The sequence below is a fragment of the Pseudanabaena yagii GIHE-NHR1 genome (assembly GCF_012863495.1).
Taxonomy (GTDB): Bacteria; Cyanobacteriota; Cyanobacteriia; order Pseudanabaenales; family Pseudanabaenaceae; genus Pseudanabaena; species Pseudanabaena yagii.
Genome location: NZ_JAAVJL010000001.1, coordinates 2,128,333 through 2,151,798, shown reverse-complemented (window position 1 = coordinate 2,151,798; position 23,466 = coordinate 2,128,333). Strand labels below are relative to the sequence as shown.

Sequence of the window (23,466 nt, the reverse complement as noted above, 5' to 3'; positions counted from 1 at the left end):
CGCAGCGTATAGATCAAGTCTGTGGAACCAACATGACTACGAAAAATGGTTAGCCAGCCAATTAGCATAGCTAATGTGGGTTTCATCAATCATTAACCCCTGAGTTTCTGTGAAGCAAATAAACCCTCTAGATTTGGTTAAACTCACACCATTGATGGAACTCACAAGCGGCAGACCAGAAGTCGTAGTTGGTTTAATTGATGGGTCTGTATTAAAGCAACACCCTGAATTGGTGAGTGCAAATATCCGTGAGGTTTCTGGTAATCTGAGTGGTCAATGTGTTCAAGCTAGCAGTACTGCCTGTATCCACGGGACATTTGTAGCAGGTATTTTGGTTGGGACGAGGAATTCCTTAGCCCCGGCGATCTGTTCCAACTGCACTCTGCTAGTACGCCCTATTTTTGCCGAGACTTTGTCAGGGAAGGAACAGATGCCCAGTGCAACTCCTTCCGATTTGGCAACGGCAATCATTGAGAGTATTGATGCTGGCGCTCGAATACTGAATATGAGCGTAGCGATCGCCCAACCTTCATCTCAAGGTGAGCGTGAGCTACAGGAAGCCTTAGACTATGCCATTAGTCGTGGAGTCATTGCTGTAGTAGCATCAGGAAATCAGGGAACGCTGGGTAGTTCTGCAATTACTCGGCATCCGTGGGTGATTCCAGTTGTAGCTTGTGACTTACAAGGAAGACTGGTTAGTTACTCAAATTTGGGCAGTTCTATCGGCAGAAGAGGACTGAGCGCTCCTGGAGATCAGATTACTAGCCTTGGCACTGATGAGAAAACCTTAACTTTAACTTTAGGTGGAACAAGCGTTGCTGTTCCCTTCGTCACAGGTGCGATCGCGCTGTTGTGGTCACAATTTCCGACCGCCACGGCTACTGAGATACAACTCGCTGTCACGCAGAGCCATGGGTCTCGACGAACCACAGTTGTCCCCCCGTTGTTGGATGCTTGGGCAGCGTACCAAATCATGGCAAAGTCTCATGCTTAAAGGACAATAATTTTATGGATCAAACGGAAAGTTTATCTCCGCAAACTACAGACATGAACGATTTACCAACGATGACCTCATTTTCTAATAATCCTATTAACACATCTGTAATCCTTCAATCTGGAGGTGAGGGATGTTCTTGTGGAGGCTCAGGTTCTAATTCATCTCCTCCTTCCTATGTCTATGCTTTGGGCAAGGTTGAGTGGCGTTTTCCAAAGCAATCAGTGGAAAAGGAATTTGCCCAAGCTACTGGACGGACAGAAACCTCTGGTCAGACTGACCGAGAGGCTGTTTATACAGTTCTAACCCAGAGGCAAAACCGATATTTGGTACGTCAAATGTGCTGGGTGCTGACTATTGAGGGTTTAGCCACTTACATTTTAGCTCCGCGTGACCCTGCGGACTTAGACCTATTGGTAGAAGCTGTTCGTCCTGCCCCCAGTCCTGCGGATGTGGATATCATCATTGGTATGCGAGGTCCGATCGCACCACCAGAGCTATGCAATGGGCTAATGTTGCCAATTGTGGTTTTCGACCAAATCTATTCCTTCGATCGGAATATGCTGATCGGCTCAATTCCCTGTCCAGAGAACATTGAGGCAGAACGATTTACCCATGCTGCTGAGGAATTGTTCGATCGCATTATGCAAATGGCTGATAATGCAGGCGCAACAGATGAGCATCGTGCTTTGAACTATTTGGCAGTTCGCTATCATGCGATCTACGCGAAGGCAGCCGAAGCTTATGGTCAAAGCTGTGCCTTAACTGGCGTGGAAGTCCGTCCTTCCTCTCTCAGTAGCACCCGCAAGATCGTCGCTGTCATCTTCTCCTACACAAATCGCAACACCGATTTCACAGAGAAGTTCTTTGTTCGTGTGGATGTGACTGAGGAGTTTCCGTTCTTGGTGACTAAATTGTCACCGTATTATGACCGCTAAACCTAAACAACCAAAAGGAGATGTGAAATGAAAACCACGAAAATGCCAGGATTTACCGCAGAATCTTCGATCTATATGGCTCGCGAGCGCTACGAAATGAATAGAGATCTCTATGATGTAGCTGAACATCAAGGAGTTTTACCACAATTGAGACCTGTTGATGGAGGGGGAATGTGTAAAGGCATAATGTGCACAGCTGGAGGTAATGATGCCGGAATGATATGCTGGTGTGTTCCCTAATCTTTTAGGTTGGATTGATATACACAACCTAACATCCATTCAGCACTGACCTTGCTTTTACAATCAATCGTGTCAGATCGCGTAAGCTTACCCGATCTGATGCCTTGCAACATCAGATCGCACCAAATCATAGCGGTATTAAGCGCTAAATCTAAACAATCCAAAGGAGATGTGAAATGAAAACAACGAAAATGCCAGGATTTACCGCAGAGGCTTCTCTTAACATCAAACGCAATCATTACCAAAGATTGGTAATTTCTAATGGCAACGATAGTAACCAGATTATTCCTCAACTTCGGCCAACTGATAGATGCGGAAATTTAGCTGCATGCTGCTTAAAAGGAGATGGGAGGTGTTGTGATCTATTTTTTAGCAATTGCTGATGGTGAATCATGCTGACACAGAAAAAAGCCACCACAAAACGCAACACCGATTTCACAGAAGAGTTCTTTGTGCGCTTGGATGTGACAGAGGAATTTCCGTTCTTGGTGACTAAGTTGTCACCGTATTATGACCGCTAAACCTAAACAACCCAAAGGAGATGTGAAATGAAAACAACGAAAATGCCAGGATTTACCGCAGAGGCTTCTCTTAACATCAAACGCAATCATTACCAAAGATTGGTAATTTCTAATGGCAACGATAGTAACCAGATTATTCCTCAACTTCGGCCAACTGATAGATGCGGAAATTGGCTTTCACGCTGCTTAAGAGGAGATGAGATGAGTTGTTATCAATTTTATAGTAATTGCTAATGAATCATGCTGGCATAGAAAAAAGCCACCACAAAACGCAACACCGATTTCACAGAAGAGTTCTTTGTACGCGTGGATGTGACCGAGGAATTTCCGTTCTTGGTGACTAAATTGTCACCTTAACTATGATCGTTAAATCTAACTAACCAGCTAAAAGGAGATACAAAATGAATAGTACAAAAATGCCTGGGTTTACCGCAGAGTCATCATTTTACAAAGCAAGTGGGCAATACCACATGGCTGAGGCTTCCAAAATCACAGCAGATGGTATTACCGGGAAAGCAACAGTAGTAGCTAGCCTGAGGAGTGAAAGGGGTTGCGCAGCAAATTGTACTTGTTGCGCCAATACCGGAGGTGAATACTGTTGCGGGGTTTGTATTAACCAATGCTGATGAGAAAGCAGGGTAGGCTCAGCTCTGCTGGGTGCTGACTATTGAGAGTTTAGCCATGTGCGTGTTGATGTGACTGAGGAGTTTCCGTTCTTGGTGACTAAATTGTCACAGTACTATGACCGTTAAATCTAACCAACCAAAACAAAATGAGCACAATGAAAATGCCTGGGTTTACTGCAGAGAGAGCATTTAATGAGTCCAGTGAATACCACCAAACAGTTGTAACATTGAAAGAAATGCTAGTATCACCAAACTTAATTGTTCCTCAATTGCGTAGAGAGTGCATACCTACGTGTCACTGTTGGCAAGACGGCGGATGTGTTTGCTTTTATGATTGTACTGGGGGTGCGACCTGGCAGTATTAATCGCCGCGATCGCAGCATTTTTAGATGTCTTTGCTTCTGGGATTGTACTGGGGGTGCGACCTCTATATGATATCTTTTGAAATCACCAAAATCCTTGTCTAGCATATCTTTCATCGAATTCACTCAATGATTATGACCTGAATTAACGAAAACTAGGAAATAACTTTTGAGTCGATTCGATGAAAGCTTTACTGGATGAAGCTTTCGATAATTTGAGAAGGTATAAATAGAAATGGCTATAACGATGGCAACAGGGACTCGGAACTTAACTGTTGGCTCGCCAGCCTTCCAGATCTCAAATTCACTCCCAATGTCAAACGCATCCAAAAAGCACATCTCAAGAAATTACTTGACTTAGGGATTGATGGATTTCGTTTTGATGCCTCTAAGCATATGCCTGCTAATGTCCAGAAAGAGTACATTGACTTTATTGATGCCGAAAGTAAAGGAAATACTTGGAATTATCTTGAAGTCATAGAAGACAATGATACGAAAGCAGAAGATTACAATTGGATTGCTGTGGTCACAGATTTTCTCCTTTACAACTCCATGAAAGGTGCATTCTCTTTCGGTGGGGATTTGCGATCGCTACCAAGTAATGCCGTAAATGATTCTCGTAGTGTTACCTTTGGCAGAAATCACGATTCAGTGGTAGAAATTAGAAAAGCGAAGAAAGACGCATATAGTCCCTATGACGATACCACTGATTCCTATCTTGCGACAGCATATGTGTTAGCGAGCAGCAATTCTCATTATGAACGAAGGCTAGTCAAACCGTTGATATAGGGATATTGTAAATAACATGATGATTGATTTAGGGGAAGAGCTTTGAAAGCACAAGGCTCATTCGACAGAATTGTAGAAATTTTCCGACAACAACTAGAATCATTGCCAGACAAGCGGACAGGCAAAAATAGTCGCTATGGCATGGAAGATGCAGCCATGAGTGCATTCAGTGTATTTTTCACTCAAAGTCCATCATTCTTGTCTTACCAGCGGACAATGGAGCAGACAAAAGGGCGAAGCAACGCCCAAAGTTTATTTGGGGTGCATAAAATACCAACGGATAACCATATCCGAGACTTGCTAGACCCAGTGCAACCTAAAGAAATGTTTCCAGTGTTCGAGACAATCTTGGAGACGATAGAGCAAAAGGGGAAACTGCAAGGATTTCGAGGATTCGCCAACAATCTATTAATGGCGCTAGATGGGACAGAGTACTTTAGTTCAAAACAAATACACTGTCACCATTGTTCGAGTAGGAAAATGAAATCAGGAGAAATTCATTATTTTCATAGCGTAGTTACGCCAGTTATCGTCAGTCCACATCAATCGCAAGTGATTCCCCTAGTACCAGAATTTATTGTGCCGCAGGATGGAAATGACAAGCAAGACTGTGAGAATACAGCCGCCAAAAGATGGTTGTTACAACATGGCAGTAAGTACAGTGCATTCAAGGTAACTGTTTTGGGTGATGACCTTTATTCTCGCCAACCCCTCTGCCAAATGCTATTAGAGCAACAGTTCAACTTCATCTTAGTCTGCCGCCCCGAATCTCACCCCACTATCTATGAGCATATAGAAGGGATTGCTTTGCCAACGGTGGTTGTCAATAAGTGGACAGGGAAAGTTCAAGAGACCTATACCTACCAATATGTCAATGGGCTACCTATCAAAGATGGTGACGATGCTTTGCTGGTTAACTGGTGTGAACTAACTGTGACTAGACCTGATGGCAAGGTAGTTTACAAAAACTCTTTTGCCACCAATCACCTGATTACTGAGCAAACAGTGGTGGAAATCGTGCTGGCTGGTCGTACTCGTTGGAAAGTGGAAAATGAGAATAACAATACTCTCAAAACTAAGGGCTACAACCTAGAACACAACTTTGGACATGGCAAGGAGCATCTTGCTTCATTCCTAGCCACCCTCAATATTTTGTCCCTACTATTTCACACGTTATTGGAATTGGTCGATGACAAGTACCAGTTATTGCGCTCTCATTTGCCAACCCGCAAAACCTTTTTTAACGATTTACGCGCCTTGACTCGATATCTTGTTTTTGATAGTTGGGATCATCTTTTGACTTTTATGATTCAAGGTTTGGAGTTAGATCTCCCTCCCAACAGTAGTTAATTTTTCATAATGAGAATTGCTGGTTAGCGAGAGAGGGAGGAACACCTCTAGTCTTCAATGCCGATAATCTTAATTCTGCTTATATTCCGTTTGGAGTTAAATTCCGTCAGATTATGACTCAGCGTGGTAAGGATGGAAAGAATGTTAAAGAAAACATTTTAAGAGTTATCAATCGTCAAACTGCTTTGATGATGGAGAGAGGTGCAGAAGGTTTTTTTGTTGAAAATAAAGGACTTGATAAAATTGATATTCCTGTACTTGATTTAACATTATCTAATCTAGAAGGTTGCTATCGGGAGTTACGCAATAACTTTACTGTTGCTGTTGAGCGTCGCAATGGGAAAAAATTTGTAACTCGTTGGGGAACTCCTAATAAAGGTGGTATAGAAGTTCAAGGGCGAGATGCTCTCTACTTCATCCGAGAACCGTTTACGCAGTGTCAAAAAATCTAGTAGTACGATCCGACGTGAGCCATAGCTTTAAGCATTTATCTAAAAACGCCCAAAATAATCGTTATCCAATTACAAATGATTTCGGATTGCTATAGTAGCTCTCTTGAGAAATAGGATTGAAAAATTCATTGAGTGTTGTGAAAATAAATCAGAGCTTTATTAAATAGACGCAACAGCTTTTGTGCTGCACTTGAACTGATATCCAAATACCAATGAACAGGAGATTATGCAAGATTATCTATTTTTAGCCAAGATTTGGCAAACAAAAATTGGTTGATTTCACTGCTTAGTTCGGAGAAATCATTGGCGATCGCTTTCAGGATACGTCTCGCTGCAAAGACAAATAGATTGTTAAGCGATCGCGTTTAAATAAACTGGTAGCGATCGCCTTCAATTTTTGGACATGCGATTGCATGAATAAATTAGCAATCTTGCTTTAATGCTCAACAAGAATATGTAATCCACTTTTAGAGAGAAATCTATCTATTCTTTAGCGTGCTAATTAGCAATAACAGCACAGAATGGATAGGGATTGCGATCAGCCTAAAATCGATAGGCTAAGAACGGAATCAGCATTTCAGCACGGGTCACACCACCATGAATACCTAAGAGCGTCGTTTGACAATCCTCTGGTTTCGTCTCTCCCACATGCTGAAAACAAGACCAGCCATTTTGGGGAATTAAAATCAAATCTCCCATGCGATCGCCAATTTCCTCAGTAGGTGGCTGTTCGGGTAATCCAAATAATCCAAGATGGATTGCTTTATCTTTGGGAATTACTAAAAACTGATCTCTCAAATGGGTCTGAATATAGGCGATCGCTGATGCTTCTTGTCCCGATCTAACATGCAAAAATCGAGCTTGCGACTCACCCGTTGCGGGAGCGCATAGGCATTTTGTTAACTCAGGATGGTGATTCAACCACAGTACTTTATCTGGGGCGATCGTTCGTTGTCCATGATCGGCGACCAGTAATAACACAATGTCTGATCGACCCCGCAATGGCTCGAACAACTCCCGCTTCAACGCAAAATCTAGCGTCGCAACCTCTGCTCGGTAACAAGGACTCAGGGGACCATACCGATGGGCTGCACTGTCTAAATTCGGAATATAGAGGTGTGTAAAACTCTTAGTTTTCTCTTGAAGGCTTTTCTCTTGAAGGCTGAGCAGACGATCTCGAAGCTGAACAAATCCATCGCTTGCCGTCAGATAATCAACATACCCTTGTTTACCCGCTTGTGCACCGCCTGTGGTGAACCTGCTGACGCTAGATCCTCGAAAGTTGCGCCAGTTGACAATTCCCACATCGACCCCAGCATCCTCCAAGGTCAAATATAAATTCGGGACGGGGACAAATGTGTCTGGATTAAGTTGTGAATCTGGATAGGGGGTCGATGTGGGGGATAAGCCTGGTGTCCACCGTAGAAAATTGACAATGTTTCCCACTTCTCGGACATAGGCTCTTGTCCCCATGATGCCATGTTGAGCAGGAGCGTGGGCAGTGGCGGCGCTAGTGAGAGCAGTGGCGGTGGTGCTTGGAAAGACTGAAGTCGCAGGCATGAAAAAAGCTTGGGGACTGCCGCAGGCGATCGCTAGTCCAGGAGCATCACCGTCTGCCATTACAGTTTGGAGTTGATCATAACCAAAGGCATCCACGATCAATAGAACCACATGATTGATTTCATCCTGCTGTTGCCAAGCTTCCCACGCCTCAGTTACGGCTGGATTCTCCAACAGCAATGGATTGAATGGTGGCAACGCAGTGATAGAAGTTGGCATCATATCGACACCCAACCAATGCATCGCTAAGGCGGGCACATTCGCCAGTCCCAAGCCATCATAGCTAGGACGGACTGTCTCTGCTTCCAACAATTCAGGTGGTAGCGATTGTCTTTCGAGCAAAGCAGCTTCAGCAAGAGCGGTCACATTGGGAAACGAAGAATTTGCCATGGCTATTTTTAGAATGGATTCACCATATTGACCATTGTAGCGTGATCGCCTCCTCCCCTAATCTTCACGCCCGTTAAAGTTGTCTGTTTCTATCCGAGATTGTGCCATCAAAAATGGTTCGCTTCGTCATTGAGTCTAGAGAAGTTATTGGCGATCGCAAAGACAAATAATTATTAAGCGATCGCGTTTAAATACACTGGTAGTGATCGCTTTCAACTTTTGAACATATGATTGATCGCCACTGCTCTCCTGAGAAAAATGATTAGATTTTTTTGAGTCCAAAAAAATTATAAGCGATAAGGTTAGAATGATCAGGCGATCGCTTCAGTGATATTTCCTAATCTTCAGTTAACTGCTCACCAAGTTCTACAAAGTCCTTAGAATATAAGTATGGGTGGTGTTTCTCGCAATCTCAGCCAAAAATCGACTAGTAGAGGTGTCATGATGCTAAATACAAGTGATTTGCCTAATCTGACTTCTCATAACTCTGTCAATAGTTACGAGCAAGACTTTTACGGATGGACACAGGAACAAGCAAAATTGCTACGTCTCGGCAAATTACAGGGTTTAGATTTGGAGAATTTGGCGGAGGAGATTGAATCCTTGGGTAAGCAACAGCAACAGGAATTACGCAATCGCTTTGGAGTTTTGATTGGACATTTACTAAAGTGGGAATACCAACCCCAACTACGAGGCAAAAGTTGGCGCATCACCATTGACTTACAGCGCGAGGAAATTCAAGAGCTTTTAGTTGATAACCCTAGTCTCAAGCCCTATACCGAAGAAGCGATCGCGAGATCCTACAAACAGGCGATCGCCATTGTTGTTAAAGAAACCCCTTTCGATAAGAAGGACTTACCATCAAGATGTCCCTATAACACTGTGCAAATTCTTAATCAAGACTTTTATCCGAACTAGCCACTTGCCTACGGCAAAATGAAAACCGCAATACTTATTCAGGTTCAAGGGGAGCCATCGTTAGCCCAGCTTGTTTTAATTGCGCGTGATAAAGCTCAGCCTGCTCCATCGGTCCCACCCAAACGATCGCTAAGCCTTGATAATGCACTTGATTAGTCAACTCCCATGCTAGCTCTTCGGTCATGTGGGGAATATATTTCATCAGGCAATTAGAAACATGCTCAAAAGTATTGAAATCATCGTCTAACACAATGACCTTATACTTGGGGTAAGGTTTGCGTACTACTTCCCTTACGGTATCTTTAACTTTTTCGGGAGTTTGAACAGCAGCAAAAATAGCCATATCTACAACAAACGCTCTATATCTTGAATTATCTCAAAATTGATTTTATAACTGTGGCTTTCTGGCTTAAATATTGTGGTGACAGCTACAGCTACCTGCCAATTTTAACACCTGAAATAAAACAGCGTCAGTCTAGAATTAAAAGCCTTGCTACGCAAGGCTTTTAATTCTAGATCTTAATAATCATCACGGGTCGCAAAAGTGAGGGTTTGTTTAGTCATGATATTGATAGCAGTATTAGGTTCAATGACCGTTACCTGAGGCGCAGTCACATTTCCAATTACGGCTCCAGCCGCCGCACCACCGAGAATATCTTCAATGCGGATACCACCACGCAATACGCCACCAAGCACCGCACCTGCGGCTCCACCAATGCCAGCATCAGTCAAGATTGAGCCTGCATTAGTCTCACGAGGATCTTTCATATCATTAATTAATGCTGATTCTGCTTGAAGACTGACCGTTGCCCCACGACTCGTCAATTTTTGGGCGACAAACTTGGAGCCACCTTCCACAGGCACAAATTGCCCTTCAATGACTGCACCTGAAGGGATTAAAACAGTGCCATTGTTAGCAGCAATATCTTGGGCAACTAGAAGACTCGCGTTAACGGTTTCGCCCTTAGCAATGTAGAGGGTATCTTGGCGATTGATTTTTGTAGCGATCGCTTGACCAACAGGTAAGTTATAGGTAGAGCGAAATACCTGTGCTATTTGATTTTGCTGCGATGCGGTCTGTGCTGATTGTGATTGAAACTTTTGATACGCATCACTAGGGGGAGAAATGAGAGATGTTACAGCTAAGCTGAGTACCATACTTACCGATGATACTATTGCCAATTTTGTAGTATGTTTAGCGCTCATAAATGCCTCTGGCGATGCCAATAGAGTTCTATCTAAACTATAGACTAATCCATAGTTGACTTTGTTCCCAAGTTACGCAAAATATCGGTCAAAGTCCAGAAAGAAAAGCCTTGCTAAGCAAGGCTTTTCTTTCTGGACTTATAAAATTTGCAAGCTTAACCTAATACGAGTTTGGGATAATTTAAAATGGGCTTTGAGAGAGGGTTTGCTACGCAAACCCTCTCTCAAAGCCCGAAATCAAAAGCCTTGCTACGCAAGGCTTTTGATTTCGGGCTTAATTTGCAAGCTTAACCTGAGATGAAGTTAAAATACAGAACAGATTTTTATGGCGTGGAAAAGCCACGCCATAAAAATCTGTTTCTTTTAGGATTTTTGGGAGGAAAACCATGAAAGTAAATGGTTTAGCCAGCCTTGCTTTGGTGATAAAACAGATTTCTTAGTAGAGGAATTGGGGTGGGAAGATTTTTTGCTGTTATTTTGAGGAGAAATGCTTGGATTACCAGTTTCATTCAATTCCAAAAGATACTTCAGGGCTAGAGCTTCCTGAGGATTAATATACAGCGATCGCTTAAAGCTTGCCTTCGCCATTTGGAGTTGATTAGTATTTGTATAAACCACCCCTAGCATGGCTAGACATTTACTATTGTTTGCATCCTCTCGCAAAATTGCTCGCAAATCTTGGAGTGCGGCTTTCCAATTACTCTGCAAGATGTAGACTTCGCAAATTTTGATCCGCGCATTAATCTTCTCAGACTCAATGTTGTGAACCTCATTTCTGGATTGAAGTACTGTCTCATCTTCTCTGAATTGAATTACAGTGTCATTCCCATCATTCCTTGCCTGCATTACCGTCTCATCAGACTTTGATGGCGAATTAAGAGCGTATAACTCGGATGAATACTGAAGGCTATAGGCATAACTTGGTTTAGAGGGTGGAGGAAGGAAGTTTTTGGTATGCGATTTAGTGCTTTTAGGAGTTAACATTGGCGCAAGTACAGGTGGCATATTGGCGGCTCCATGCCGATACCCCTCTTGGTAAAGGATATAAACCAAATTTAGTTCGCTAATCTGGGCTGTAAAATCGAGAATTTGGTTTAAAGATTGATATTGGACTTTCGCAATCTCTGTAACTAAGCGCTCATAAACATCATCACTAGGAGTTATGAGCAACTCACAGGCACTCTCTGAGTGAATTTGGATATTGCGTGACCTTTGCATGAGCCGCTTAGCAAGTAGCTTAAATATTCCTTGATATGCCTTGCGATCCTGCTCGCTCATCAGTGCGTTATAGGCAGGATTGACCAATTTGGCAAGATAATGCGTGGCAATGATTTTCTCATCTGCCGAAAAGCCATAGACATCGGGGTGCAGGATACGGGCGATTCGCAAATAGACATTGCGAATGTACATTGGATTACTCACAATCGGTAAGCCCAAGGCAGCATAATAGTCGTGGTTATACTGACTAATGCCACGATCAAAGCGAATAAACTGAGGTTTTGGCTGCTTGGGCTGATTCATATGTGCGAGCCTTGCCAATGACTAAGTGATGCTGTAAAACTGACCAATCAACTACCTATAGCAAATAAAAGGTTAAAAATAGAGCGCTATTTGCCTGAACTTTGACAAATTTAAGAGCGTATTGCTCAACCCCAAAAATACAAATAGCGGCGCATCGCACCGCTATTTGTATTCTGAAATAAAGATAGGCGGCTCATCGCTCCGCCTATCTTTAGGTTTATACTTTCTTTTTTTCTGGAACAGGCAAAACACAGCCGATCGCAATTTCATTATTTCTAGGATAGGTACTGAGGAGCTTTTTAAACAGATTAAAGTCAAAGCTGCGGGGATCGATGCGAGAGCCAGAGAGATCGACAATTCTATGGGTAGTGATGCGTTCTAAAGGGACATCAGTTTTAGAAACTAACCATGCCAGAGATTGATATTGAGCATCTGTATAACCGCTATGGGTATAACCATTGTGCATTCCATCCTCAGGAGTCTCAAGAGAAATGTGATAAGCAAAGTTATTCACCGAGCTAGGATAGCGAGGATTGGTCTGGACTGCCTCTTGTCCAAGCGAACTGACAAATACAGAATTACCTGCCCCAAAGGCACGTTTGTCTGGTGGTACAAAGTAAATAATCGTTCCATCAAGGGCAATTAGGGTGTGATAACTCGCTTGATTATCTTCGTCATAATGGAAATCTTGGAAAAAATTAATCACACTATTAGCAGAGCCAACAGTCTCATGGAGAACAATAATTGGTTGATTATTCACAGGTTTGCCTGATAGATCCTTGAGATAGCGATCGCCATAGTTAGAGGATGCTGCCAAAGCAATAATTTCTCTAGGGTTGTAGGTAAGTGCCTTTTGAGCGGCGGTGGGATTTACTTGGGCAATATTCGCTTTCCGAAATCGCTCTAGGGTAATGGGAGTTGCCGTGAGAGCCGCAGGTAATGAAGGATTAGGGGGATTTGCTGGCGGTTGAATATCACAGCCTTGGACTGGTGCAAATTGGTTGATTTCTGGAGACAAGTTAAAAGATGGAAAATCCTGAGCGATTTTTTGCGGCTTTGTCGGTTTTGAGAGTTTAACTGAAGTTCCTTGGGGACTAGTTTCTGTAAACTTAGCATCGGCGACTACTTTCGTTTTTGCTGGTTCCGCTAAGAGGATAAAACCCATCAAGGTCAGTAAAAAAATAGCGATCGCTAATAATCTTTTCATCTGCATAGTCGTTTAATAATAACTTTTTCACTTCTCGAAACTTCTGGAAACTGATCGAAATTTATTTAGGCTGCACGATGGATGGTGGCAATGGAATTGGTGAAGGAATAATTCGCCTAGCAATAGCGATCGCATAACCAACCAATCCGATTAAGGCGATCGCTAAGCCGAGCCAGATACGCTGACGATTCTTTTCTGCTTGCTGGATCTGGCGTTTTGCTTGGAGTTGATGCTCAGTTTGTAGTTCTTTGGCATGGCGATCGAGTTCATCGAGACTATGTAAAATTGCCGCGCAGTCAGGTGGCCGATCAACTGGTCTTTTGGCGATCAGTCGTTCTAGTAGCTGTGCAAAATCATCGGAGATTTGAGGAGCCAATTTGCGCCAATGGTAAATATCTGTCATGGGATCATGCATATCAAGGGGATAAGTACCTGTCACTAAATGGATAAATGTCATCCCTAATGAATAGAAATCAGATTGGGGAATCGCAAAGCCTCGTTCCTGTTCTGAAGCGGTGTAACCCGCAGAAGAGATTTGGGTCACGCCCCCAACACCACCAATCTTGGCTAAATATGTAAAAGTTGCTTCCCTTGCTGTACCAAAGTCAATTAGAGCAAGTTGACCTGATGGTCTGAGCATGATATTGGAAGGTTTGATATCGCGATGGAAATATCCATTTTGATGCACGATTTGCAATACGCGCACAATTTGCCGCATCCAACCAATTGCCATTTTTTCGGAGAGTGGCTTATGGCTATGTATCCATTCATACAGATTGCTCCCTTCAATCTTTTCCATGACAATGCCATAGAGCATTTTTTGATCAGGTAAATAATGATGGATATAAGCGTCAATTTTGGGTAATCCCTTGGATTCAATTCTGCCTAACAAAAAAGCTTCTTGTTCAAAGAGTGAGATCGTTTTTGGTTGATCGTTAAACTCAGGTTTAAGGATTTTGAGTACCTTAGGATGTTGTTTGGGATCTTCTACTTCATAAATCGTGCCAAACCCACTTTTGTCACTGAGCAACCGCTTTACGACATAGGTGCGATCAATCAGTAACTCTGAGCCACATTGTTGACAAAGCTCTACAATGTCTTGATTTTGGTTATTGCAATTGGGATTGATGCAAAGTCGCATAATAAAACTTTGTTAGCGGCAAAAACATTTTACCTTCTAAATAGTTAGGCATAAGTATACCTAAAACCCAAATTGCTGTTTCGCACGCATAGCGTGCGAAACAGCAATTTGGGTTTGGTTTATGCTGAGCTACTTATAACCCTCAAGAGGCAACATAGGACTTCTAATCCAGCGCTTTGGTCTGCTCGCTACAGGAGCAGCCCAATACTTAGGCTCTTGCGGATAAAAAATGTCCCATCAACGTTATAGCAGTTCTAAATAAGTTAAAAGAGGCTTCGACTCCGCTCAGCCATCTATATACGTTGGCTGAGCGGAGTCGAAGCCCTATTTTTTATTTGAATTATCTATAGCTGAGCGAAGTCGAAGCTAACGTTGGCTGAGCGGAGTCGAAGCCACAGGTACTTTAATTAATAGCAAGTCACTTACGACAAATAGCGTAGATGCTGGCTGGAACTGTGCGATCGCTCCTCCCGTCAGATTTGGCATCACAGGAATTATGCAGACAGCCAACCATGAAAACTACCGCGATCGCCTTAAGCCTTGTATCCGCCATACTAGTTAGCATTCCTAGTTTTAGTAAGGCATCTCTTGCTGCTACTCCTAAGGACTTTGATCCCGAAGAAAAAATTACGATGGAAGTCTATCGTTCATCAAATCCTGCGGTAGTAACGATTAAAACAACAACTAGCACTGGCTCAGGTAGCATCATTACCCCTGAAGGCTTAGTAATTACTAACGAACATGTCATTCGCGAAGCCAAAAATGGCAATGTCAAAATCATTAATACCGATGGCAAAACCTACGATGGACAGGTTTTGACCATAGATCGAAAAAATGATTTAGCACTGGTTAGGATTATCAGTAGCGATCGCTTCTCAGCATTGTCATTTGCCGATCAAGGTAGCATTCTGGTCGGACAAAAAGTATTTGCGATCGGTAGTCCCTTTGGTTTGTCGGGAACCCTCACTACAGGCATTCTCAGCCGTGTCGCATCTAATGGCGATCTCCAAACCGATGCCAGACTAAACCCCGGCAATTCGGGAGGTCCTTTGCTCAACTCCCATGGCGAAATTATTGGCGTGAACAAATCTATTCTTAGTCCCGATGGGCGATCGAATACAGGCATTGGCTTTGCTACTAGTGCCCCCATTGCTAAGGAATTCATCACCCGCAGTGCTGCCTTCATCCCCACGAATAGAAATTCTATTGCGACTCTTCCTAATCCTCAATCAACGATTACATCTTCAATCTCTCCTCAAACTGCTATTACATCACCAGCAACTCCCACAACAGAAAGACATTTGCTAGGAGTGGTGCTGACCAATAGCCTCACCATTTACGAAGTACGCCCCAATTCTCTTGCGAGTCGGATGGGTTTACAAAAAGGCGATCGCCTTGTGAGTTTAAATGGCACACCAATTAGTGATGCCAAGCAAATCATCAATTACCTCTCTCAGCGACCATCCGAAGCATTATTGACCGTAGCTAGAAATACAGGAATTACTAATTATCAAATTAAGTTTTAAAGTTGTGATACCTGCTACGCAGGTATCACAACTTTAAAACTTAGGAATCTCGATCTCGCGCAAAAAACTCGCACTATCCTCAGGCATCGCTGTATTGATATACATACCGCTCCCTAACTCGAAACCTGCTGCCTTAGAGACACGCGGCACGATCGCTAAATACCAATGGAAGTAATCCGATTGTTTTTCATCGGTAGGCATCGAGCGAATAGTGTAATTGTAAGCAGGATTATTAAGTCCATAGAATAGCTTGGCAAGCACCGTTTTGAGATTGTAGGCAAGATCTGCTAACTCAGGATCGGTAATCTCACTAAAGCAGGAGCTATGCCGACGCGGAAATACCCACATATGGAAAGGGGACAAAGCCGCATAGGGCATGAATGTTACAAAATGCTCAGTTTCTAAAACAATGCGTTCCTTAGCATTGAGTTCATCACGGAGGGTATGGCAAAATAAACACTCGCCGATATCATCGAAATAATTAGTTGCCTCAATTAAGCGATAACGAATTTGGGAAGGAACAACAGGCGTTGCCGTGATTTGGGAATGGGGATGCTCTAGGGAAGTACCTGCTCCCTCGCCATGATTTTTAAAGATAATGATACTCTCGATGCGTTGGTCATGGCTAATCACTCTATAGCGCTGACGATAGGCTCGGAAAACATTTATCACATCATCGAGTTCCATCAGAGCAAGCGTCGCATTATGATCGGGATGCTCGATCAACACCTCGTGATAGCCCACACCTGTAATGGATCGATGAATCCCTTCACTATGACGAATACGTTCCCCAATTGGTGATAGTGCAGGATATTTATTGGGAATAATCCTCACGCGCCAGCCGCGATCATCTTCTATGCGTAAGTATTCAGGTTCCGTAGCATTTTCATTGCCCTGACAAAAAGGACAGCTATGCTTATAACTGGGTAATTCGGGCGGTGTGTCTTCCTGCGATCGCGCAAACTCATGGGGACGCTTTGCCCGCTCAGTAGCAAAGATCACCCAATCCTTAGTAATCACGTTTTGACGAAGGTGAGACATAGCGGTTTACGAGTTATTCCACAAAAACTATAGATCGATTTCGTCCCTGTTGCTTAGCGCGATAGAGTGCGATATCTGCTTGCTTGACGAGGAGCGATGGCTCTTGCATGGAATTGGGAAAGAGTCTCGCTACTCCGAGACTGATCGTGACGATTGCTAGCTCTTTGATCCCCGACTTTTGGTGAGCGATCGCTAAGTTAATAATGGCTACCCGAATCTGCTCCGCCACAGTAGCTGCACCATTAATATCAGTATTCGGCAAAATGATTGCAAATTCTTCACCTCCATAACGAGCTACAAGATCGGCAGGACGACAGAGAGTTTTTTTCACAGTCTGGGCAATGTTTGTTAAGCAATCATCACCCATTTGATGTCCATAGTAATCGTTATAAAGTTTGAAATAGTCAATATCAAATAATAATAACGATAATGGCTGTTGCTCTCTAGATAGGCGTTCCCATTCAAGCACAAGGCGCTCATCAAAGCAGCGACGATTAGCAACTTGGGTCAAGCCATCGATATTCACCAGTTTCTCTAGTTCCAAATTTGCCTTTCTGAGAATTGATTCGGCATACTTCATATCCGCCTCGGCTTTTTTGCGATCGCTAATATCAATCACCACAAACCCCACACTAAAGGGAATATGCTCGACATTGAAGATCGGGAAATATGAAGATAGCCAAGTCTGCTCAATACCATTTTTACTTAGTACATTACTTGTATTTTCTTGATTTAGTAATGGTTCTCCTGTTTTTAAAACTTTCTGAAAGTATTTTTCAATAATGGGGTTGAAGTCACCCAATACTTCCTGAACAGTGCGATTTAAGTGCTCCTCAACGGACTTTCCATTAATCTCTGCTAGTACTTGATTTACTCTTATATACCGTAGCTGGTGATCGACAATTCCCATTCCTACGGGCGCAGAATTAAAAAAAGCACTAAGTTGAGCCTTACTCAATTCCAGTTCTGCGGTTCTCTCGGTTACTTGCACTTCCAGACTTTCCATCGCCTGCTTGAGCGATAATTGGGCTACAGTGCGCTCATCGAGAATCGCCGAGAGAATCAGAGATGTTAAAGAAAACACTGCCATAAAGGATTGCAAAATTAGCAGTGAATCATTAGGAGAATTTTTAACATATAGCCCATATCCCTGCGATGTTGACAGAATTGCAATTAGGGAAATCAAGCTCACTAATAAACTGGAGGTGAATTTACCAAAACGAAAGGCTGTCCAAATCAATACTGGCAGCAGCATATAGGCTAATGGATAGCTCTGGATAAAGGCAATCCAACTAATTAACAAGAATAGCCCGAGAACTCCAACTATTTCTGCTAAATTTTTCTGTTGATAGGTTTGACGAAAATCTTTCCAGAGTAATAATGTGGGTGTAAAAATCAAGTGTGGCATTGCACTCGCGAGCCACCAAGTCAACCAACTAATTCCGAAACCTTCCCATGTAATTACCCCACTGATACATAGACTGGCAATGCCAAATGTTGCAGAAATCATCGGTGATACAACGGCTGCGCCAATATACAAAACTACAGTTTTGACATGGCTAAAAATATTTTTATGGTGTGAAAATCTCTTGATTATGTAGGTGGCTATTAATGGCTGAAAAACGTTGCCACAAGCGCAGGCTACCAGAATTAATGAAATATGAAACAGTGATAAGGGTGGGTCTATCTGCAATAGACCGAAGATTATAGCGAAGGTCGATCCGCAAATAATTCCTATAGATACCCGCCAACCTAGCCGAAAAACTAGCGCTAAGGTAATTCCTGAGGGAAACCAAACAGAGGCAACAGTACCAGGTAAAGTGGCAAATTGATGACTGAGTTGTACCCCGATCGCATAGGCAATAGCTACTAACAGGTTGAGAATGGCAAATCTAAAAATCCCTCTCTGTAATAGCCAACTGCCTTGCATCTAATTTACCTTAAACTATCAGAAGGATTTTATTTTATCGCTTAAATCACCTCTTTCAGCATCCAAAATCCCGCAAAATGTTCTTCTTCAGGTTTATTTTGCACTGCTAAGAAATGAAATCCTTGAGAGTTTTGTTTGGATTGTTCAAAAGTTGCGCCTTGAGCGATCGCATTTTTATCCTTTGGGGCTTGTAAATTTGCTAATACCCATCGCGCATCAGCACTAGCTTCTAACTGCATTTGGGTGCGCTCGCCTAGTAAGCGCTCAAACTTGATAAACACGGGATCAACCCCCGACATCCAAGCTGCCAAAGCCGTTGCTCTTGAGGAGATGATGATAATCCCTGAGACAATGGTTTCGGGATCGAGCTGGCTAATATCGAGGAGTTCACTAAAGTCCATCGACCATTCGTTTGCTTCGGCAAAGTCTCCTGCCTTAAGAGATACTAAAATCCAACTCTCACCCATCAGGGCATCGGGGATGGGCTTGGGATCTTGAGCTGCTAATACTTTTAGGGGCAAGGGGTTGGGATCAACTGCCTGAAAACCCTCACGGTTAGGATAAATGCTTGCCATTCTCTCGGCGAGCCATGAGGACATCGTAAAGACGCGCCGTGAGGCTTGTCCTGTGATGCCTGCGAGTGTACAACCCCGAATAATGATGTTGGTCATGCTTGGACGGAAGAAACGGATTTTAATCGGAGTCTGTCCCGTTGTTTCCACACATTCTGTAAGTTGTTTGGCTAACCATTCGGAGTTAACTTCATTGGATGGACATTCACGTACCCATTCAAACTGACGATCGCGATCGCAGATCAGCAATTCCCAAACCTTTTTATTATTAGCATCCAGTACAGGACGGGAATAAAAATCTAACTCCCAAATTTTCGACATAAATTAAGTTCTAACTTGACTTTGGTAACATAGCTTTTTTCATGTTATCGCGATCGCATCCTCTAGCATTTTTTAGATGCTGCATTTTAGAGTAAGCCTATTCCTTGACTAGCAAGTAAATATTGCCCCACATCACCAACAGTGATTGCACCTTATAGGTAAGGATGGGCGGCGCTTCGCGCCGCCCATCCTTACCAAAATAAATACTTTCCTTTTTAGGACTACCAACTACTTTAATAGATCAGCATGAAAAGCAGAAAGTTTAATTAGGAATGGAAACGGACATGTGTGGAGAAAGGGTTACATGCACGAAGGGTCACAAGGAATCTTCTAATTCCTAATTTCAATTACTTTCTATCTCATTCTCTTGGCTCTACTCAGTTATATATTTGCTCGCTTATTTCTTCTTGTTCTTTTTCTCGTTGCCCTAATCAACTTAGTCTAAACTCCAGTAATAGAAAGACATCAGAGTAAAGTGGAAAATTCATGACAACTTCCAAATATGGGTAAGACCTCATAAGGGCTTAGGTAAGAAAAAGACTCCATCTATATGATCCTTGATTAGAAGCGATCGCTTGTGCGTGATACTTGATGGTGATCGCTAACATTAAAATTTTCAGCCAGCAGAAGCAATCACACCCTATATTTTCATGGATTTTTTATTGCGTTGTTTTTTATGTCTTAATACAAGTGGCTATAGCGATAACCATCAAATTAGGGCAAAATAACAAAATAACAAGGATGTGGTGCGACGGATTAAGGACAAACTCTTCTAAAAAAGAGTTTTTAATGCTCAACTAAAAGGGTAAGCTGACTGCTCTTTTCATTTCTGCTTTTGCCAATTCACTAAATTCTTCATGGCAGAAACAAGCTATAAGCACTGTGTAACTATGATCAAAACCGCAATTACGAAGATCGCACTAGTAGGGGCTTTCCCGCTAATGTGTAGCCTCGCTCCTGCTCTTGACACGATCGCCTTAGCCCAAAAGTTGCCAAATCCTACGAGTCGGGTTATCCCCCTAATTGCTCAGGGAGACCCCAATACACCGATTAAGTTAGTAGAACAGGCAAATTCTTTCAGGGAGCAAAATCAACTGGATCGGGCTTTAGCTTTGTATCGCCAAGCGATCGCGACGAGTCCCGAATTTGTACCCGCTTACTATGGCTTGGGGGTGACTTTACGTCAAAAAGGCGACATTCAAGGCGCGATCGATGCTCATCGCCAAGCAATTACAATCGATAAAAACTATACGCCTGCCTATTACGGACTAGGGATTGCGCTGTATCAGAAAGGGGATACGAATGGCGCGATCGAGGCATATAACCAATTTATTCAACTCAGTAAAGCGGATACCAATCTGGCTCCTGTATATTATAATTTGGGGCTTGCCCATGAGAGGCGCAATAATATTGAGGGGGCGATCGCTGCTTTTCGCAAAGCAATTGAATTTGATCCGAAATATGCCCTTGCCCATAACGGCTTAGGTACGGTGCTGCGACGGCAAGGCAATCGCCAAGAAGCGATCGCGGCTTATCGTCGTGCGATTGAGCTTGCCCCACAGTATGCAGTTGCCCATTTTGCGTTGGGGATTTCTCTATATGAAGAACGGGACTACATAGGCTCAATTGAATCCTATAAGCGAGTAATTGCGCTCGATCCTAATTTTCCGAATGTTTATTACAATCTCGGACTAACCTATAACCAATTAGGCGATCAGCAAAATACAATTTTGACTTTTCGCAAAGCGATCGAGCAAGATCCGCGTAATGCCGATATTTATGCCGCATTAGGTAGTGCACTGTTACGTGAGGATAATATTCCTGAGGCTGCCGAAGCCTTCAGACGTAGTACAGAAATTAATCCTAAGGTAGCAAGTAACTTTAATGGTTTAGGTTTAGCGCTCCGTCGCCAAGGTGATTTCGATGGCGCGATCGCTGCCTATGAGAAATCGATCGCTATTAACCCTAGTTATGCGGCTGCCTATAATAATCTTGGGCGTGTTCTATCTGATCAAAATCGTAATGTTGAGGCAGTTAACGCATTTCGTCGAGCGATCACCCTAGATCCTAGAAATGCAGTTGCCTATAGCAATCTGGGGAATCTCTTACGTGCTCAGGGAGATAGTGATGAAGCGATCAATGCTTTCCAAAAAACCATTGAGATTGGCAAAGAAGATCTTTGGGTGGACTACACCAGTTTAGGGCTTGCCTATGCCGATCGCGGTAGACTTGGTGACGCACAAAACGCCTATTTCAAAGCGCTATCTCTTAACCCTAAGTTTGCTAAGGCGCATTTTGGCTTAGGTGCTTTATATACCCTCAAAGGTGAGGTGAGTAACGCGATTCGCTCTTACCAAGAAGCGCTCAAGCTCTACGAAGAAAATCGTGATGCTGAGTGGATTAAACGCACAAGACAAGCAATCCAAGCCTTACAAGGAATTACATAAAAAAGAGACTGTGCTTTGCACAGTCTCTTTTTATATTTAGTGTCACTCAACTCGCTAAACTAACTTAAATGTCGTTTATGGAGTTTTGAATATAAGCATGGGATTTTTAGAAGGTCAGGTAGCGATCGTCACGGGTGCATCGAGAGGGATTGGACGGGCGATCGCCGTAGCACTCGCAGGTGAAGGTGCAAAGGTAATTGTGAACTACGCCAGTTCGGTCAGTGCTGCCGAAGAAGTAGTTGCGGAAATCAAGAGCAAAGGTGGTGAGGCGATCGCTCTCCATGCCGATGTGTCCCACGAGGCACAGGTTGATAGCTTGGTAAAATCAGCGATCGATACTTGGGGACGTGTGGATGTATTGGTCAATAATGCTGGCATTACTCGCGATACACTCCTGCTGCGAATGAAGCTAGAGGATTGGCAATCGGTGATCGACCTCAACCTGACGGGCGTATTCCTCGCTACTCGTGCTGTATCCAAAATTATGCTCAAGCAAAAGTCAGGACGGATTATTAATATTGCCTCCGTTGCAGGACAGATGGGTAATCCTGGTCAGGGTAATTACAGCGCGGCTAAAGCTGGCGTAATTGGCTTTACCAAAACCGTTGCCAAGGAAATGGCAAGTCGTGGCGTTACCGTCAATGCGGTTGCTCCCGGATTTATTGCTACTGATATGACCGCAGATTTAAAGAATACTGAAGAAATTCTTAAATTTATTCCCCTCGGTCGCTATGGTCAGCCTGAAGAAATTGCAGGGATGGTGAGATTTCTCGCTGCTGATCCTGCGGCAGCTTACATCACTGGTCAGGTATTTAATGTCGATGGTGGCATGGTCATGGCTTAGATTAGAGAAGGGTGCAAAAGCACCCTTCTCTAAATTTATGGAATTAAGAGGGATCTTATGCGTCGCACCTTGAAAATTTTGCTAATTGGCATATTGGGGATTTTGTGTATGGTAATTAGTCCCCATCTTGCGATCGCCTCTCAAGTCAGCACAACTACCAAACAAGCCTCGGTTGATTTTACGAAGCAACAGGCGATCGCAGTTAATGTCAGTCTCAGTAATGCCGCTAACGAATTAAAATTTACGCCCGATCGCTTTACTTTTAACGCAGGCAAGCGTTACAAACTCATCCTCAGTAATCCTAGCGGCATGAAACATTATTTCACTAGCAAAGATTTTGCTGATGCGGTCTGGACGCAAAATGTCGTGGCTGGCAATGTGGAAATTAAGGGCAATGTCCGCGAATTAGAACTAAAGCCTAATGCCACTGCTGAATGGACTTTTGTGCCAATTAAATCAGGAACCTATGAACTGCATTGTGCGATCGCTGGTCACACCGAAGCAGGAATGCGTGGCAGCATCACGATTCAGCCAAGCGTTTAGAATAGGGAACGAACTCGCGTTTGTTTC

19 protein-coding genes and 2 pseudogenes are annotated in these 23,466 nt (G+C 43.2%); 12 read left to right on the top strand and 9 right to left on the bottom strand.

All coding sequences use genetic code 11. The features are described 5' to 3' along the window. Positions 1-109: 109 nt before the first annotated feature. The 7 genes and pseudogenes from HC246_RS09865 (at position 110) to HC246_RS09835 (ending at position 6,272) form a co-directional block, all read left to right on the top strand. Positions 110-994 carry a S8 family peptidase gene (locus tag HC246_RS09865; protein ID WP_211167671.1) on the top strand — a complete coding sequence of 295 codons (885 nt, stop codon included), beginning with the start codon at positions 110-112 and terminating at the stop codon, positions 992-994. Between the two features lie 14 nt (positions 995-1,008). After that, positions 1,009-1,932, top strand: coding sequence for a cyanobactin maturation protease PatG family protein (locus HC246_RS09860; RefSeq protein WP_211167670.1), 924 nt, complete (start codon positions 1,009-1,011; stop codon positions 1,930-1,932). 656 nt (positions 1,933-2,588) lie between these two features. Further along, positions 2,589-2,693, top strand: a pseudogene (locus HC246_RS09855) (cyanobactin maturation protease PatG family protein); the annotation flags it as partial. 264 nt (positions 2,694-2,957) lie between these two features. Continuing rightward, positions 2,958-3,050, top strand: a pseudogene (locus tag HC246_RS26890) (cyanobactin maturation protease PatG family protein); the annotation flags it as partial. A 1,027-nt stretch (positions 3,051-4,077) separates the two neighbouring features. Beyond that, complete coding sequence (locus HC246_RS09845) at positions 4,078-4,470, top strand: alpha-amylase family protein (RefSeq protein ID WP_404822251.1); 393 nt, start codon at positions 4,078-4,080, stop codon at positions 4,468-4,470. Between the two features lie 69 nt (positions 4,471-4,539). Then, positions 4,540-5,820, top strand: a complete 1,281-nt coding sequence (locus HC246_RS09840) for an ISNCY family transposase (RefSeq protein WP_169364411.1) — start codon at positions 4,540-4,542, stop codon at positions 5,818-5,820. Between the two features lie 113 nt (positions 5,821-5,933). Next, positions 5,934-6,272 carry a hypothetical protein gene (locus HC246_RS09835; RefSeq protein ID WP_211167668.1) on the top strand — a complete coding sequence of 113 codons (339 nt, stop codon included), beginning with the start codon at positions 5,934-5,936 and terminating at the stop codon, positions 6,270-6,272. A gap of 543 nt (positions 6,273-6,815) precedes the next feature. On the opposite strand, the gene HC246_RS09830 is transcribed toward HC246_RS09835, so the two are convergent. Continuing rightward, entirely contained in the window at positions 6,816-8,222 is a 1,407-nt protein-coding gene (locus tag HC246_RS09830) for an alkaline phosphatase family protein (protein WP_169363235.1), read from the bottom strand. 441 nt (positions 8,223-8,663) lie between these two features. On the opposite strand from HC246_RS09830, the gene HC246_RS09825 reads away from it, so the two are divergent. Next, entirely contained in the window at positions 8,664-9,140 is a 477-nt protein-coding gene (locus tag HC246_RS09825; protein WP_169364543.1) for a DUF29 domain-containing protein, read from the top strand. Positions 9,141-9,174: 34 nt separating this feature from the next. Here HC246_RS09825 and clpS read toward each other — a convergent pair whose 3' ends face one another. From clpS to HC246_RS09800, 5 genes are all read right to left on the bottom strand, one after another. Then, positions 9,175-9,483 (bottom strand): ATP-dependent Clp protease adapter ClpS, encoded by a 309-nt coding sequence (gene clpS / locus HC246_RS09820; protein ID WP_169363234.1) that lies wholly within the window; start codon positions 9,481-9,483, stop codon positions 9,175-9,177. Positions 9,484-9,659: 176 nt separating this feature from the next. Beyond that, positions 9,660-10,346, bottom strand: a complete 687-nt coding sequence (locus HC246_RS09815) for a hypothetical protein (RefSeq protein ID WP_169363233.1) — start codon at positions 10,344-10,346, stop codon at positions 9,660-9,662. A gap of 363 nt (positions 10,347-10,709) precedes the next feature. Beyond that, a complete protein-coding gene (locus HC246_RS09810; RefSeq protein WP_169363232.1) occupies positions 10,710-11,867 on the bottom strand; it encodes a J domain-containing protein in 1,158 nt (385 codons plus the stop codon). Positions 11,868-12,084: 217 nt separating this feature from the next. After that, positions 12,085-13,080 (bottom strand): peptidoglycan recognition protein family protein, encoded by a 996-nt coding sequence (locus HC246_RS09805; protein WP_169363231.1) that lies wholly within the window; start codon positions 13,078-13,080, stop codon positions 12,085-12,087. 55 nt (positions 13,081-13,135) lie between these two features. Further along, a complete protein-coding gene (locus HC246_RS09800) occupies positions 13,136-14,215 on the bottom strand; it encodes a serine/threonine protein kinase (RefSeq protein ID WP_169363230.1) in 1,080 nt (359 codons plus the stop codon). 440 nt (positions 14,216-14,655) lie between these two features. Between HC246_RS09800 and HC246_RS09795 the strand changes: the two genes are divergently transcribed. Continuing rightward, positions 14,656-15,741 (top strand): S1C family serine protease, encoded by a 1,086-nt coding sequence (locus HC246_RS09795; protein ID WP_169363229.1) that lies wholly within the window; start codon positions 14,656-14,658, stop codon positions 15,739-15,741. A 33-nt stretch (positions 15,742-15,774) separates the two neighbouring features. Here the strand turns inward: HC246_RS09795 and galT are convergent, their stop codons facing one another. From galT to HC246_RS09780, 3 genes are read right to left on the bottom strand one after another with little or no spacing between them, the layout of a single operon-like run. Then, the gene (gene galT, locus HC246_RS09790; RefSeq protein ID WP_169363228.1) at positions 15,775-16,782 is read right to left on the bottom strand and encodes a galactose-1-phosphate uridylyltransferase; all 1,008 of its coding nucleotides are present in this window, start codon (positions 16,780-16,782) and stop codon (positions 15,775-15,777) included. 13 nt (positions 16,783-16,795) lie between these two features. After that, positions 16,796-18,712 carry an MASE1 domain-containing protein gene (locus tag HC246_RS09785; protein WP_169363227.1) on the bottom strand — a complete coding sequence of 639 codons (1,917 nt, stop codon included), beginning with the start codon at positions 18,710-18,712 and terminating at the stop codon, positions 16,796-16,798. A gap of 41 nt (positions 18,713-18,753) precedes the next feature. Beyond that, entirely contained in the window at positions 18,754-19,605 is an 852-nt protein-coding gene (locus tag HC246_RS09780) for a Tab2/Atab2 family RNA-binding protein (protein ID WP_169363226.1), read from the bottom strand. A gap of 890 nt (positions 19,606-20,495) precedes the next feature. Here HC246_RS09780 and HC246_RS09775 point away from each other — a divergent pair. From HC246_RS09775 to HC246_RS09765, 3 genes are all read left to right on the top strand, one after another. Then, the gene (locus tag HC246_RS09775; protein WP_169363225.1) at positions 20,496-22,052 is read left to right on the top strand and encodes a tetratricopeptide repeat protein; all 1,557 of its coding nucleotides are present in this window, start codon (positions 20,496-20,498) and stop codon (positions 22,050-22,052) included. A gap of 97 nt (positions 22,053-22,149) precedes the next feature. After that, a complete protein-coding gene (fabG, locus tag HC246_RS09770) occupies positions 22,150-22,896 on the top strand; it encodes a 3-oxoacyl-[acyl-carrier-protein] reductase (RefSeq protein WP_169363224.1) in 747 nt (248 codons plus the stop codon). A gap of 57 nt (positions 22,897-22,953) precedes the next feature. Beyond that, positions 22,954-23,439, top strand: a complete 486-nt coding sequence (locus HC246_RS09765; RefSeq protein ID WP_169363223.1) for a cupredoxin domain-containing protein — start codon at positions 22,954-22,956, stop codon at positions 23,437-23,439. The last annotated feature ends 27 nt before the right edge of the window (positions 23,440-23,466 follow it).

What these genes read in the sequence shown, in the direction of transcription:
- HC246_RS09860 (WP_211167670.1), top strand. Translation starts at nt 1,009, where the DNA reads ATGGATCAAACGGAAAGTTTATCTCCGCAAACTACAGACATGAACGAT.
- HC246_RS09845 (WP_404822251.1), top strand. Translation starts at nt 4,078, where the DNA reads ATGCCTGCTAATGTCCAGAAAGAGTACATTGACTTTATTGATGCCGAA.
- HC246_RS09835 (WP_211167668.1), top strand. Translation starts at nt 5,934, where the DNA reads ATGACTCAGCGTGGTAAGGATGGAAAGAATGTTAAAGAAAACATTTTA.
- HC246_RS09830 (WP_169363235.1), bottom strand. Translation starts at nt 8,222, where the DNA reads ATGGCAAATTCTTCGTTTCCCAATGTGACCGCTCTTGCTGAAGCTGCT.
- HC246_RS09825 (WP_169364543.1), top strand. Translation starts at nt 8,664, where the DNA reads ATGATGCTAAATACAAGTGATTTGCCTAATCTGACTTCTCATAACTCT.
- clpS (WP_169363234.1), bottom strand. Translation starts at nt 9,483, where the DNA reads ATGGCTATTTTTGCTGCTGTTCAAACTCCCGAAAAAGTTAAAGATACC.
- HC246_RS09815 (WP_169363233.1), bottom strand. Translation starts at nt 10,346, where the DNA reads ATGAGCGCTAAACATACTACAAAATTGGCAATAGTATCATCGGTAAGT.
- HC246_RS09810 (WP_169363232.1), bottom strand. Translation starts at nt 11,867, where the DNA reads ATGAATCAGCCCAAGCAGCCAAAACCTCAGTTTATTCGCTTTGATCGT.
- HC246_RS09805 (WP_169363231.1), bottom strand. Translation starts at nt 13,080, where the DNA reads ATGCAGATGAAAAGATTATTAGCGATCGCTATTTTTTTACTGACCTTG.
- HC246_RS09800 (WP_169363230.1), bottom strand. Translation starts at nt 14,215, where the DNA reads ATGCGACTTTGCATCAATCCCAATTGCAATAACCAAAATCAAGACATT.
- HC246_RS09795 (WP_169363229.1), top strand. Translation starts at nt 14,656, where the DNA reads ATGCTGGCTGGAACTGTGCGATCGCTCCTCCCGTCAGATTTGGCATCA.
- galT (WP_169363228.1), bottom strand. Translation starts at nt 16,782, where the DNA reads ATGTCTCACCTTCGTCAAAACGTGATTACTAAGGATTGGGTGATCTTT.
- HC246_RS09785 (WP_169363227.1), bottom strand. Translation starts at nt 18,712, where the DNA reads ATGCAAGGCAGTTGGCTATTACAGAGAGGGATTTTTAGATTTGCCATT.
- HC246_RS09780 (WP_169363226.1), bottom strand. Translation starts at nt 19,605, where the DNA reads ATGTCGAAAATTTGGGAGTTAGATTTTTATTCCCGTCCTGTACTGGAT.
- HC246_RS09775 (WP_169363225.1), top strand. Translation starts at nt 20,496, where the DNA reads ATGATCAAAACCGCAATTACGAAGATCGCACTAGTAGGGGCTTTCCCG.
- fabG (WP_169363224.1), top strand. Translation starts at nt 22,150, where the DNA reads ATGGGATTTTTAGAAGGTCAGGTAGCGATCGTCACGGGTGCATCGAGA.
- HC246_RS09765 (WP_169363223.1), top strand. Translation starts at nt 22,954, where the DNA reads ATGCGTCGCACCTTGAAAATTTTGCTAATTGGCATATTGGGGATTTTG.